We start from the raw sequence: 12,237 nt of genomic DNA, 5'->3' as shown, positions 1-12,237 counted from the left end.
GCGACAAGCTTGCCCGCCGCCGGTTAAGGGAGGATAAACCGCGCCCATGTCCCTCCGAAACAGCCTCTCGCTCGTCCTGGCACCGCCTCACCCGGCGGGGCGCCCCTTCATCTATGGCGGCGCCGCCGTCGCCGTGGTGGGAGGGCTGATCCTCGGTTCGTGGCTGTTCTGGCTGGGCGCGCTCTTCACGGGCTTTTGCCTGTATTTCTTCCGCGACCCGACGCGCGTGCCGCCGCCGCGGCCGGACCTCGTCCTCGCCCCGGCCGATGGCAAGGTGGTGATGGTCAGCCTGGCCGCGCCGCCGCCGGAGCTGGACATGGGCAGCACGCCCGTCTGGCGCGTGGCCACCTTCCTCTCGGTCATGGACGTGCATGTGAACCGCAGCCCGGTGGCCGGTCGCGTCGCCCGCATTGCCTATCGCCACGGCGCCTTCGTGGATGCCAGCCTGGACAAGGCCAGCGAGAACAATGAGCGCAACGCGCTGCGGATTGATCTGCCCGATGGCCGCATGGTGGGCTGCGTGCAGATCGCGGGGCTGGTGGCCCGGCGCATCGTCTGCACGGCGCGGGAGGGCGACATCATCGCGGCCGGTGAGCGGTTCGGCATCATTCGCTTCGGCAGCCGCACCGATGTCTACCTGCCCGAGGGCGTGCTGCCGACCGTGCTGGTCGGCCAGACCATGATCGGCGGCGAGACCATCCTCGCCGACCTGCGCGCTTGATCCGCGAGGGGCTGCGCGGCCGGCTGCGGGGCCTGGCCCCCCGCCAGCGCCCGCGCTTCAGCGGGCCGTCCTTCAACCGGCTGATCCCGAACCTGCTGACCATGATGGGCCTCTGCGCGGGGCTGGTCGCCATCCGCTTCGCGCTGGAGGGGCGCTTCGGCCATGCCGCGGCCTTCATCGTGGTCGCCGCCGTCATCGACGGGCTGGACGGGCGCATCGCGCGGCTGCTGAAGGGCACCTCGCGCTTCGGCGCCGAGTTCGACAGCCTGAGCGACTTCCTCTGCTTCGGCGTGGCGCCGGCGCTGGTGCTCTATCTCTGGACCATGCAGAGCGTGGGGCCCTGGGGCTTCATCCCCTGCGTGCTCTTCGCCGTGTGCAGCGCGCTGCGCCTGGCGCGCTTCAACGCGGCCTCGATCGCGGAGCCGGGCGTGGTGGAGGTGCCCAAGCCCGCCTACGCCTACAACTTCTTCACCGGCGTGCCCGCGCCGGCCGGGGCGGGGCTGGTGCTGTTCCCCCTCTTCGCCTGGCTCGCTTTCGCCGATTGGGGCTGGCCGGCGACGGCGGCCGCCATCCGCCACCCCTCGGTGGCCGCCATCATGCTCTTCGTGGTGGGGGGGCTGATGGTGAGCACCCTGCCTTCCTGGTCCTTCAAGAACTTCAAGATTCCCGCCAACCGGGTCCTGCCGCTGTTCCTGGGCGTGGGCGCCTATGTGGCCTTCCTGGTGACCGACCCCTGGGCCGCGCTGGCGCTGGGCGGGCTGATCTATGCGGGCATGCTGTACTTCTCCGCCCGTTCCTACCGCCGGCTGCGGCGGGAGGCGGAGCAGATGCGGGGTGAGGTGCCATCGGCATGAAGCTGCTGGGTGTCCGGCTCACGGCCGGGCCCTTCACGGCCCTGCCGGAGGGCGCCTTCGGTCTCTGCCTGGACCCGCACGCGCCCAACCGGGACCTGGCCGCGCTGACGCTGGACATCGTGGATTTCGGCCTGCCCGAACCGGCCGCGCTGCGCGCCACGCTGGAGGCGCTGAAGGCGGCGATGGCGGCGGAGCCGGACCGGCTGTTCTATGTCGGCTGCAAGGCGGGGCTGGGGCGCACGGGCACGGTGCTGGCCTGCCTCGCCGCCGAATGCGGGGTGGAGGAAGACCCCGTGGCCTGGGTGCGCGCGCACCACGACCCGCGGGCGGTGGAAACCCCCGCGCAGGAGGAATTCGCGCGGGGCTGGAAGGGCGCTGTCAGCCCTTCTCGATGCTGAGGTCCGGCGCGTCCGGGTTCTTCATGCCGACGATGTGATAGCCGCAATCCACATGGTGGACCTCGCCGGTGACGCCGGTGGAGAGCGGGCTCAGCAGATAGAGGCCGGCACCGCCCACCTCGTCCAGCGCCACGTTGCGCTGCATGGGCGCGTTGTACTGGTTCCACTTCATGATGTAGCGGAAATCGCCGATGCCCGAGGCCGCGAGCGTCTTGATCGGACCCGCGCTGATGGCATTCACCCGGACGCCGTCGGCGCCCAGGTCCGCCGCCATGTAGCGCACGCTGGCCTCGAGCGCGGCCTTGGCGACGCCCATCACGTTGTAGTGCGGCACCCACTTCTCGGCACCGAGGTAGGAGAGGGTGAGCAGCGAGCCGCCCGGGCCCATCAGCGCCGCCGCCCGCCGCCCGGTGGCGGCGAAGGAGTAGCAGGAGATATCGAGCGCCTGCAGGAAGGCCTCGCGCGGGGTGTCGAGGAAGCGGCCACGCAGATACTGCTTGTCGGCGAAGCCCACGGCATGGACGAAGAAGTCGAGCTTGCCCCAGCGCTTCTCGATCTCGCCGAAGGCCGTGTCGATCTGCGCGTCGTCGCCCGCGTCGCAGGGCAGGACGATGTCGCTGCCCACGCTGGCGGCGAGTGGGCGCACGCGCTTTTCCAGCGCCTCGCCCATGTAGGTGAAGGCCAGTTCCGCGCCCTGGGCCGCCACGGCGCGGGCGATGGCCCAGGCGATGGAACGGTCATTGGCCACGCCCATGATGAGGCCGCGCTTGCCCTGCATCAGCGTTCCGGTCGGCAGGGGGGCGTTGGCGTCTTCCGTCATGGTCGTCCGGTCAGGAGGTTGCGGGGCGTGGGGGGTGGTGGCACATGCCCTTTGACCGGGCAAGGCCCCCCCGGACCTCCCCCTGGGCCAGGACAGGCGAGCAGGCATGACCGATCCCTATGCGCTTTTCGCGGAGTGGCTGGCGGAGGCGACCAGGACCGAACCCAACGACCCGAACGCCATGTGCCTCGCCACCGCAACCCCTGATGGCAGGCCCTCGGCGCGCATGGTGCTGCTGAAGGGGCAGGATGCGCGGGGCTTCGTGTTCTACACCAACCTCGAATCCCGTAAGGGCGGCGAGCTGGCGGCCAACCCCCATGCCGCGCTGTGCTTCCACTGGAAGACCCTTCAGCGCAGCGTGCGCGTGGAGGGCAGCGTGGAGCCCGTGACCGATGCGGAGGCCGATGCCTACTACGCCTCGCGCCACCGTTCCTCGCGCATCGGCGCCTGGGCGTCGCGCCAGTCGCGCCCGCTGGAGGGGCGCTGGGCGCTGGAGAAGGCCGTCGCCGAATACACGCTGAAATTCGGCCTGGGCGAGATCCCGCGCCCGGCCTTCTGGTCCGGCTTCCGCATCCTGCCCGCGCGCATCGAGTTCTGGCGCGACATGCCCTTCCGCCTGCACGAGCGCCGGGTCTTCCTGGCCGAGGGCGAGGCCTGGCGCGAAGAGGCCCTCTACCCCTGATGGCCGCCCCCGCCGCGCAACGGGAGGTGGCGGAATTCCTGGCCGGGATCACCGGGCAGGGCGTGGTGGAGACGCATGTCTCCCTCGTCTTCCTGGGCGAGGGGGAGGTGCTGAAGCTGAAGAAGGCGGTGGCGCTCGGCTTCCTCGATTTCACGGAACTCGAGACCCGCGCGCGCCTGATTTCGCATGAAAATGCATTAAATTCGCCCAATGCCCCCGGCCTCTATCTCGGCGCCGTGGCCGTGACGCGCGGGCCGGGAGGGCTGGAACTGGGTGGCGCGGGCGAGGTGGTGGATTGGGTGCTGCGGATGCGCCGCCTGCCGGCCGAGGCCTTCCTCGACGCGCATGGGCCGCTCGACGGGCCGCTGCTCGACCAGATGGCCGATGCGGTGGTGGACCTCCATGCCCGCGCCCCGCGGCGTGCCGGCGATGGCGCCATGGACGCCGCGCTGGCGGGCAACCGCGCGGCCGGCCTGGCGGCGGGGCTGCCGGAGGCGGAGGTCCTGGCCTGGCACGAGGCCGCGGTGGCGGCGCATGACGCCCTGCGCGCCTGGCTGGCCGAGCGCGCCGCCGCGGGCTTCCTGCGCCGCTGCCATGGTGACATGCACCTCGGGAATGTCTGCCTGCTGGACGGGGTGCCGCATGCCTTCGACGCGCTGGAATTCGACGAGGCGCTGGCCACCATAGACACCGGCTATGACCTGGCCTTCCTGTTGATGGACCTGGACCAGCGCCAGGGCAGGGCGGCGGCGAACCGGGCCATGAACCGCTATCTGGGCCGCACGGGCGATGTGGCGCTGGTGCGCGGCCTGAAGCTGTGGCTGTCGCTGCGAGCCTTCATCCGCGCCCATGTGGCGGGAAAGCGCGGGCAGGACGGAACCCCGCTGCTGCGCGCCGCGCGGGCCTATCTGGCGGCGCGGCCGGCGCCGCGCCTGGTGGCGGTGGGCGGGTTGCAGGGCACCGGCAAATCCTGGCTGGCGCGGCGCATCGCCCCCGCGCTGGGGGCCGCGCCCGGGGCGGTGGTGCTCCGCAGCGACGAGACGCGCAAGCGCCTGGCCGGCGTGCCGCCCGAAACTCGCCTGCCCGCGGACGCCTACACGCCCGAGACCAATGCCGCGGTCTTCGCGGAACTCCAGGCCCGCGCGCGCGAGGCGCTGGCCGCAGGCCACAGCGTCATCCTGGACGCCATGTTCCGGCGCCCGGCGGAGCGCGAGGCCGTGGCGGCGCTCCATCCCGGTTTCACGGGGCTGTGGCTGACGGCGCCGATGGAGGTGCTGCGCGCCCGGGTGGCCGCGCGCCGGGGCGATGCCTCGGACGCCACGCCCGCCATCCTGGAGGCGGCGGCGGCGCGGGACCCGGGGCCGCTCGACTGGCACATGCTGGACGCGACCCATGACGCGGCACCCGAAGCGATGAAGGCGCTGGACTTGCCACCCCCGCCCTCGCCATAACCGTTTCAACTCACAAGAGGTTGGGGGACTGACACCATGGCTTATCGTCGCCTGCTGCTGCCGCTGACCGGCACCGCCGCCGGGGAAGCCGCCTTGGCCACCGCCTTGATGGTGGCCCGGATCTGGAACGCCCACGTCCACTGCCTGCATGTGCGGGTGGATGCGCGCGACGTGGCGCCCCTGGCGGGCGAAGGCCTGTCGGGCGCCATGATCGAGGAGATGATGGCCGCCACCGAGCGCGAGAGCGGTGACCGCGCCTCCCGCGTGCGGGCGCTGTTCGAGCGCTTCGCCGCGGGTTCGGGCGATGTCTCCATCGCCAATTCGGCCGAGACGGCGCTGAAGTCGGGCGGGCCCACCCTTTCCTTCGAATCCATCGCGGGGCGGGAGGAGGATGTGGTGGCGCAGCAGTCGCGCCTCTACGACATGGCGGTCGTGCCGCACCCCGAGGCGGGCGAGGATGTCAGCAGCAGCGACGCGCTGCATGCGGTGCTGTTCGACAGCGGCCGCCCCGTGCTGATCGCGCCGCGCGTGGCGCCGGCCAGCATCGGCACCCGCGTCTGCTGCGCCTGGAACGGCACGGGCGAGAGTGCGGCGGCCATCGCCGCGGCCCTGCCCTGGCTGCACCGCGCCAGCGCGCGGCGCATTCTCTATGCCGACGAATACCAGCGCCGCGGCCCGCCGGTGGAGGGCATCCTGGCCTATCTGCACTGGCATGAGATTTCGGCCGAGGCGCAGCTGTTCAAGCCCATCACCAAGGATGTGGGGGCAGGGCTGCTCGGGGCCACGCGGGACTTCAACGCGGACCTTCTGTGCATGGGCGCCTACAGCCACTCGCGCCTGCGCCAGCTCATCCTGGGCGGGGTGACGCGGCATGTGCTGGAAAATGCGGAAATCCCCGTGCTGATGTGCCGTTGAGGCGTCCCGCCCCCACGGCGGGTTGAGGTCGGGCGCGGCCGCGGTCGCGCCTGTGGCAGGGTTTGTCGCGCGGGGAAATCGCCGATGCCGCGCCGCGCGCATGCAACCCTTGCCATGCTGTGGCCTTACTGATGCCGAACCGGGGCGGCATCGCCATGCCATGCCTTCCCCCCCGAAGAGACGATCGAAAGCTGAACACCTTGCCTCCCCATGACGACTGCCGATGCGACGGCGCGGCGCCGAAGCTTCGCCCTTGGGGAAGTATTCAGCGTTTTACTCTTTCCTTCCCGCAAGATACCCGGTGAAGCCGGTGCCCGTTGGGCTTGGCCTGGATGGTGGCCGGCGTCACATCCGGCAAGCCCGATGGCTCCGCGCGCGGCCGCGAGGCGGGACGCCCGGTGACGATCTGCGGGGGGCCGGGGCTTTCCGCTCACGAATTCATGCTATCTGGCCGCCATCATGATCCTGACCGCCAATTCCCTGCCGGGGCTCTTCCGCCTCCTGATCGCGCAACGCGGCCTGTGCTGGCGCCTGGTGTCGCGCGAACTGGCGCAACGCTTCCGCGGCAGCATGCTGGGCCTGGTGTGGGCGGTGCTGACGCCGCTGCTGACGGCCGCGGTCTTCACCCTCGTGTTCACGGGCATCTTCCCCACGCGCTGGGGCACGGGGGGCAGCAGCCCCTTCGACTTCGCGCTGCTGCTGCTGGTGGGGCTTTCCATCTACACGCTGTTCTCGGAGGCGGTGGGCCGGGCGCCGCGCCTGATCATCGACAACGCCAACTATGTGACGCGGGTGATCTTCCCGCTGGAGATCCTGCCGCCGGTCATCATCCTGTCGGGGCTGGTGAACCTGCTGATCACGGTGCTGCTGGTGGTCATCGGCTACTACTTCGCCCATGGCACGCTGCACGCCACCGCGCTGCTGCTGCCCGTGGTGCTGCTGCCCTTCCTGATCTTCCTGATGGCGGCCGTGATCCTCGTGGCGACCATCGGCGTCTTCGTGCGCGATGTCGGCCTCATCATCGCGCCCATCCTGACCTTCATGCTGTTCCTCTCGCCCATCTTCTTTCCCGTGGAAGCGGTGCCCGAGGCGTGGCGCTTCATCGTGCGCTTCAACCCGCTCACGCCCATCATCACCCAGTCCCGCGCGGTCCTGATCTTCGGGGAGTGGCCGAATTTCCTGGCCCTGGCGGTGTACCTGCTCTGCGCGCTGGGGGCGCTGGCCGTGGCCCACTGGGTCTTCCGCCGCCTGCGGGGAGGTTTCGCGGATGTCCTCTGAGCTTGACCCCTCCACGGACCTGGCCATCGAGGTCAGGCACCTGTCGAAGTGCTACCGGCTCTACTCGGAGCCGCGCGACCGGCTGCGGCAGGCCTTCCAGCCACGCCTCGCGCGCATGCTGCGCCGCTTCGGCCTCGCCGTGGAGGAGCGGCGCTATTTCGCCGAGCACTGGGCGCTGAACGATGTCTCCTTCGAGGTGCGGCGGGGCGAGACGGTGGGCATCCTGGGCCGCAACGGCGCGGGCAAATCCACCCTTCTGCAGATGATCTGCGGCACGCTCACGCCCACCACCGGCGATGTGCGCGTGAATGGCCGGGTGGCGGCGCTGCTGGAACTCGGCTCCGGCTTCAACCCCGAATTCACCGGGCGCGAGAACATCCTGCTGAACGCCTCCGTGCTGGGCCTCTCCCGCGAGGAGACGCTGGCGCGGATGGACGACATCCTGGCCTTCGCCGATATCGGCGACTTCATCGACCACCCGGTGAAGACCTATTCCTCCGGCATGGCCATGCGCGTGGCCTTCTCCGTCATCGCGCATGTGGATGCCGATGTGCTGGTGGTGGATGAGGCGCTGTCGGTGGGTGACGCCTATTTCCAGCAGAAATGCATGCGCTGGCTGCGCCAGTTCCAGGAGCGCGGCACCGTGCTGTTCTGCGGGCACGACATGAGCGCGGTGACCAATCTGTGTCAGCGGGCGATCTGGATCGACAAGGGACGCATGCGGATGGCCGGCGCCGCACGGGATGTGGCCGAGGCCTATGCCAGCTTTGCCCACAGCCAGGGCCAGGGCCTGCCCGAGGAGAACGTGAAGGTCAGCCCCGCGCTGCGCGAGGAGGAGGAGGTGCCGCCCGTCGCCGAGATGGTAGTGGCCGTGCCGGAGGCCGAGGCGGAGATCATCCCCTCCCCCCATGCGGGGCTTCGCCTGGACGGCAACGCCTTCGGCGCGGGGAAGGCGCGCATCACCGGGATCGAGCTGCGCGATGCCGAAGGCCGCCCCACGGCCCTGGTCCAGGGGGGCCAGATGGTCCAGCTCGTGATCCAGGCGCGGACCGAGGTGGCGCTGCCGGATGTCATCATGGGCTTCCAGCTCAAGGACCGGCTGGGCCAGGTCGTCTTTGTCCAGAACAACATCCGCACCCGCGTCCGGGAGGAGGCGCAGGCCCCCGCCGGCGCGCGGATCGAGGCGCGCTTCACCTTCCGGATGCCCATGCTCTCGTCTGGCGAATACGGTTTCGGCGCGGCCGTCGCCAGCGGGTCGCAGACCGTCCATGTCATGCAGCACTTCCTGCATGAGGCCCTCATCGTCCATGTGGACATGCCGGGGCATCTGGGCGGGCTGCTGACGGTGCCGCTGGCCAGGGCCGAGCTTTCCATCCACGCGGAGGCCCCGGCGTGACCCGCTTCTGCTTCATCGTGAACAGCGTGGATGACCGGCGCTTCGACTGGTTCATGCAGGGCCACCGTGACGCCTTCGGCGCCGATGCGCCGCCGGTGGTGCGGGTGCCCGACGCGAAATCCATGTGCGAGGGCCACAACCGCGGCGTGGCCATGGCGCCTGCCTGCGACTGGCTGGTCTTCTGCCACGACGACATCCGGATCCTGTCGCCAGAGCCGCTTCGCCTGCTGCGCGAGGCGGCGGGGCGGGTGGACATGTTCGGCGCGGCCGGAACACGACGCATGGTGTCGGGCAATTGGTATGATGCGGGGCGGCCGCACACGCTGGGCCAGGTGGTGGCGCGCGCGCCCGGCGTGCCGCTGAGCTACGAATTGCAGATTTTCGGCGCGCAGAGCGGCAGCCTGCAGGAGGGCGCGGTGGCGCTCGACGGCATCTTCATCGCCTGCCGCCGCGCCCTGTTCGATGCCTTGGGCGGCTTCGATGCCGAGACCTATCGCGGCTTCGTTGGCTACGACATGGACTTCACCTATCGCGCCGCCCAGTCCGGCGCGCGTGTGGGCGTCCATGAAGCCCTGGTGCTGCTGCACGACTCCACGGTGGCGGACTTCCCCGCCGCGAAGGTGGCGGCCTGGGAAGCCGCCCAGCGGAGTTTCCTCGACGCCTTCGGCCCGTTCGATGCCGGGGGCGCGGGCGAGCGCGGTCACCGCACCGTGCCGCTGACCGCCCCCACGGATGCCCTGCACCACCTCAACCTGCCGATTGCCGGACAAGGGCCCACCACGCCTACCCCCGCCATCCATCGCGCCCGTTCCAACGGAGAGTCCGAAATGCGCCTCGCCTGCTTCACCATGTTCCGCAACGAGGCGGCCATCATGGGGCCTTTCCTGGACCAGCTGGGCACCTTCTTCGACCATGCCGTCCTGCTGAACCACGGCTCGACCGATGGCGGCCCGGATCTGGTGGCCGCGCGGGGCGATGCCCGGTTCGAGCTTCTCCAGCTGCATTCGCCAGGCTACCCGCAGGCCGAGCTGGCGACAGGCTTCGCGCGCCGCATCTTCGAGACGGTGCAGCCCGATTTCCTGTTCTTCCTCGATTGCGACGAATTCCTGCCCTTCGCGGACCGCGCGGCGCTGGAAGCCTTCCTGGCCCCCTACAAGGACCGTGACGGGCTGAGCCTGCACTGGCACCACGTCTGCCCCGAGAACCTCGACGGCGGGAACATCTTCGCCCGGCCCTTCCTGCAGGCCGAGGCGCCGTCCGAATACACGAAGGTGGTGCTGGGCAAGGCGCTCGCGGGGCGGGAAGGCTGGACGGTCAGCCAGGGCTACCACGCGGTCCTGGCCCGCCCAGGTGTGACGGTGGACATCGCGCCGGTCACGGAGCCGGCCCTGCTGCACATCCCGGTGCAGAGCCGCGCGCAGTTCCGCTTCAAGGTGGCCACGGGCGCGCGCCGCATCCGGCAGGACACCACGCTGCTCCAGGACGGGCAGGGCGTGCACTGGGTCGCGCTGGACCGGGAGGCCGCGCGCGGTGAGCTGGACGCCGCGACGATGCGCGGGATCGCGCTCGCCTACCCCGCGCGGCCGGAGCGGCCGCCCGCCGCGCGGCCGCTCGACTTCACCTTCCCCTATGTGCGTTCCGCCTATGCGGAGACGGCGAGCACCGTCGCGGGCCAGCTCGACGGCCTGCTGCTCCAGATCGATTCGCGGCCGACGCGGGCGGAGGCGCGCAGCTTCTCCGTGCTGGGGCCCGATGGAAGTGTCCTGTTCTCCAGCCACGCCGGCGATGCCGTGATCGTGCCGCAAGACGAGGTGCGGGAAGCGGCGGCGGCGCCGATGCTGGCCTCGCTCTTCGCCGGCACCCTCGCGGAGGAATACGAGGCGCTGGTGGCGCCGCTGTTCAACCTGCCGACCAAGATGCCGCTCACGGCCTGGTCGGGACACATTCCCTTCCTGTTCGCGCTGTTCCGTGCCTTGCGTCCACGCACCTATGTGGACCTCGGCGTGCATTACGGCGCGAGCCTGATCGCGGCGGCGACGGCCTCACGCACCTATGGCACGGACACGCACTGCGTGGGCGTGGATACCTGGGAGGGCGACGAGCACGCCGGGAAGTACGCCGGGGACCGCATCTACGAGGATCTGGACCATTACACCCGCAGCGTGTTCGGCAATGTCACCCTGATGCGGAGCTACTTCATCGAGGCGCGCAAGGCGTTCCGTCCCGGCTCCATCGACATCCTGCACGTGGACGGGCTGCACACCTATGAGGCGGTCAAGGAGGACTTCTCCACCTGGTTCCACCTGATGGCGCCCAGCAGCGTGGTGATGTTCCACGACATCGCGGTGCACCGCGACGGCTTCGGGGTGCATCGGCTGTGGGACGAGTTGAAGCAGCATTTCCCCTCGATGGAATTCCACCACTCGCATGGCCTGGGCGTGCTGTTCCTCGGCCATGAGGATGAGCGCTTCGCGCCCTTCCTGCGCCTGATGAAGGACGCGCGGGCGATGCGCGGCTACCAGGCGCTGCTGGAGGATATCGGCGGGATCATCGAGGAACGGATGGCGGGCTTCGCGCCGGCGCAGGTGGCGGTGCAGGCCGGTCCGATCACCATCCCGCCGCCCGGCGCGCCCGGCGAACTCGCGGCGCTGCAGGCCGCGGTGGCGCAGCAGAAGGCCATGCTGGACGCAATCGCCAACTCCACCTCCTGGCGGGTGACGGCGCCGCTGCGCTACCTGCGGACGAGGCTGGGCCGCTGACCATGCGGATCGCCGTCGTCGGTGCGCGCACCTGGTTCGCGAACCATTATCCCGAAGGCTGGCAGCACGACCCTGACGTGCTCTGCCTGGACGTGTTCGAGGGCGACTATTCCTGGCTGATGGTGCTGCGGAACTGGCGCCCGGACGTGACGCTGTTCTACCGGCCGGAACTCTATCCCGCGCGCTACCTGGACCGGGTCCCGGGCCAGCGGATCGCCTTCCTGACCGAACCGCTGCCTGCCATCCGGGACGGCCGGATGCAGATGACGGCCGAGAGCGCGCTGCGCCTCAAGGTCTATGAGGGCATGGCCTGGCACGCCTATCACCGCTGCATCTACTACGATGCGGGCAGGGCCGAGACGGTGCGCCACCTGGGCTGGCCCATCACGGCCTACCACCCGCTGCCGCTCGACACCGCGCAGTTCCACCCGGGTGAGCCCGGGGCGGAGCGCCCGGTGGACGTGTGCTTCGTGGGCAAGGCCACGCCGCACCGCATCGAGGTGCTGGATTTCCTCCGCAGCGCCTCGTTGCGCTTCCTCTGGGTGGCGCACGGCGTGTCGGGCCCGCATCTCGCCACGCTGTTCCGGCGCAGCCGCATCGTGCTGAACGTGCATGCCGATGGCGTGGCCGCGCAGGAGCCGCGCCTCTACCTGGCCGCCGCCTGCGGCTGCCGCGTGGTGACGGAGCCGCTCTCCACCGCCGCCATGGGCTTCCCGGGACGCATCTCGCAGATCGCTACGCCTTGGAACGAGGGGATGATGCGGGCGGTGCTGCGGGAGGCCGCAAGCACGCCCTGGACCTGGCAGGACGAGCAGGACCGCAAGGCCATGGGCGTGCGGCGCCTGCTGGCCGAGCAGACCGGGCTTCCACTGGGGGCCTGGCAGGACCCGACTCTGCACGAGGATGGCGAGGCCGTGGCGGGGCTTCTGGCCTGACGCCCGATCCCGGTGCGGGATCGGCGCC

General features: G+C 70.4%; 11 protein-coding genes. 10 read left to right on the top strand and 1 reads right to left on the bottom strand.

Translation table 11 applies throughout. The annotated features are described in order from the left end of the window. Positions 1-46 precede the first annotated feature (46 nt). From JTN19_RS17570 to JTN19_RS17560, 3 genes are read left to right on the top strand one after another with little or no spacing between them, the layout of a single operon-like run. A complete protein-coding gene (locus JTN19_RS17570) occupies positions 47-721 on the top strand; it encodes a phosphatidylserine decarboxylase (protein ID WP_206935312.1) in 675 nt (224 codons plus the stop codon). Then, positions 718-1,575, top strand: a complete 858-nt coding sequence (locus JTN19_RS17565; RefSeq protein ID WP_206935310.1) for a CDP-alcohol phosphatidyltransferase family protein — start codon at positions 718-720, stop codon at positions 1,573-1,575. Before JTN19_RS17570 ends, JTN19_RS17565 begins: the two co-directional genes overlap by 4 nt. Then, positions 1,572-1,973 (top strand): protein-tyrosine phosphatase family protein, encoded by a 402-nt coding sequence (locus JTN19_RS17560; RefSeq protein ID WP_206935308.1) that lies wholly within the window; start codon positions 1,572-1,574, stop codon positions 1,971-1,973. The genes JTN19_RS17565 and JTN19_RS17560 overlap by 4 nt, the downstream gene beginning before the upstream one ends. On the opposite strand, the gene fabI is transcribed toward JTN19_RS17560, so the two are convergent. Next, positions 1,954-2,793: an enoyl-ACP reductase FabI gene (fabI, locus tag JTN19_RS17555; protein WP_206935306.1), complete on the bottom strand. Its 840-nt coding sequence runs from the start codon at positions 2,791-2,793 to the stop codon at positions 1,954-1,956. The two genes, JTN19_RS17560 and fabI, sit on opposite strands and share 20 nt — an antisense overlap. Before the next feature lie 106 nt (positions 2,794-2,899). Here fabI and pdxH point away from each other — a divergent pair, with 106 nt between their 5' ends. The 7 genes from pdxH (at position 2,900) to JTN19_RS17520 (ending at position 12,209) form a co-directional block, all read left to right on the top strand. Then, entirely contained in the window at positions 2,900-3,475 is a 576-nt protein-coding gene (pdxH, locus tag JTN19_RS17550; protein ID WP_206935304.1) for a pyridoxamine 5'-phosphate oxidase, read from the top strand. Then, positions 3,475-4,926 carry a bifunctional aminoglycoside phosphotransferase/ATP-binding protein gene (locus JTN19_RS17545; protein WP_206935302.1) on the top strand — a complete coding sequence of 484 codons (1,452 nt, stop codon included), beginning with the start codon at positions 3,475-3,477 and terminating at the stop codon, positions 4,924-4,926. Before pdxH ends, JTN19_RS17545 begins: the two co-directional genes overlap by 1 nt. 36 nt (positions 4,927-4,962) lie before the next feature. Continuing rightward, positions 4,963-5,841 carry a universal stress protein gene (locus tag JTN19_RS17540; protein ID WP_206935300.1) on the top strand — a complete coding sequence of 293 codons (879 nt, stop codon included), beginning with the start codon at positions 4,963-4,965 and terminating at the stop codon, positions 5,839-5,841. A gap of 459 nt (positions 5,842-6,300) precedes the next feature. Continuing rightward, complete coding sequence (locus JTN19_RS17535) at positions 6,301-7,119, top strand: ABC transporter permease (RefSeq protein ID WP_206935297.1); 819 nt, start codon at positions 6,301-6,303, stop codon at positions 7,117-7,119. After that, positions 7,109-8,515 carry an ABC transporter ATP-binding protein gene (locus JTN19_RS17530; RefSeq protein WP_206935295.1) on the top strand — a complete coding sequence of 469 codons (1,407 nt, stop codon included), beginning with the start codon at positions 7,109-7,111 and terminating at the stop codon, positions 8,513-8,515. The genes JTN19_RS17535 and JTN19_RS17530 overlap by 11 nt, the downstream gene beginning before the upstream one ends. Continuing rightward, on the top strand, positions 8,512-11,274 hold the full coding sequence (locus tag JTN19_RS17525) for a class I SAM-dependent methyltransferase (RefSeq protein ID WP_206935293.1): 2,763 nt from the start codon (positions 8,512-8,514) through the stop codon (positions 11,272-11,274). The genes JTN19_RS17530 and JTN19_RS17525 overlap by 4 nt, the downstream gene beginning before the upstream one ends. Positions 11,275-11,276: 2 nt before the next feature. Further along, positions 11,277-12,209: a CgeB family protein gene (locus JTN19_RS17520; RefSeq protein ID WP_206935291.1), complete on the top strand. Its 933-nt coding sequence runs from the start codon at positions 11,277-11,279 to the stop codon at positions 12,207-12,209. Positions 12,210-12,237 lie beyond the last annotated feature (28 nt).

Source organism: Roseococcus thiosulfatophilus (assembly GCF_017311575.1).
Taxonomy (GTDB): Bacteria; Pseudomonadota; Alphaproteobacteria; order Acetobacterales; family Acetobacteraceae; genus Roseococcus; species Roseococcus thiosulfatophilus.
This window is presented reverse-complemented; position numbering and strand designations above follow the sequence as displayed.

Bases quoted from the DNA above. Each gene is read 5' to 3' on its own strand.
- JTN19_RS17570 (WP_206935312.1), top strand. From the start codon at position 47: ATGTCCCTCCGAAACAGCCTCTCGCTCGTCCTGGCACCGCCTCACCCG.
- JTN19_RS17560 (WP_206935308.1), top strand. From the start codon at position 1,572: ATGAAGCTGCTGGGTGTCCGGCTCACGGCCGGGCCCTTCACGGCCCTG.
- fabI (WP_206935306.1), bottom strand. From the start codon at position 2,793: ATGACGGAAGACGCCAACGCCCCCCTGCCGACCGGAACGCTGATGCAG.
- pdxH (WP_206935304.1), top strand. From the start codon at position 2,900: ATGACCGATCCCTATGCGCTTTTCGCGGAGTGGCTGGCGGAGGCGACC.
- JTN19_RS17545 (WP_206935302.1), top strand. From the start codon at position 3,475: ATGGCCGCCCCCGCCGCGCAACGGGAGGTGGCGGAATTCCTGGCCGGG.
- JTN19_RS17540 (WP_206935300.1), top strand. From the start codon at position 4,963: ATGGCTTATCGTCGCCTGCTGCTGCCGCTGACCGGCACCGCCGCCGGG.
- JTN19_RS17535 (WP_206935297.1), top strand. From the start codon at position 6,301: ATGATCCTGACCGCCAATTCCCTGCCGGGGCTCTTCCGCCTCCTGATC.
- JTN19_RS17530 (WP_206935295.1), top strand. From the start codon at position 7,109: ATGTCCTCTGAGCTTGACCCCTCCACGGACCTGGCCATCGAGGTCAGG.
- JTN19_RS17520 (WP_206935291.1), top strand. From the start codon at position 11,277: ATGCGGATCGCCGTCGTCGGTGCGCGCACCTGGTTCGCGAACCATTAT.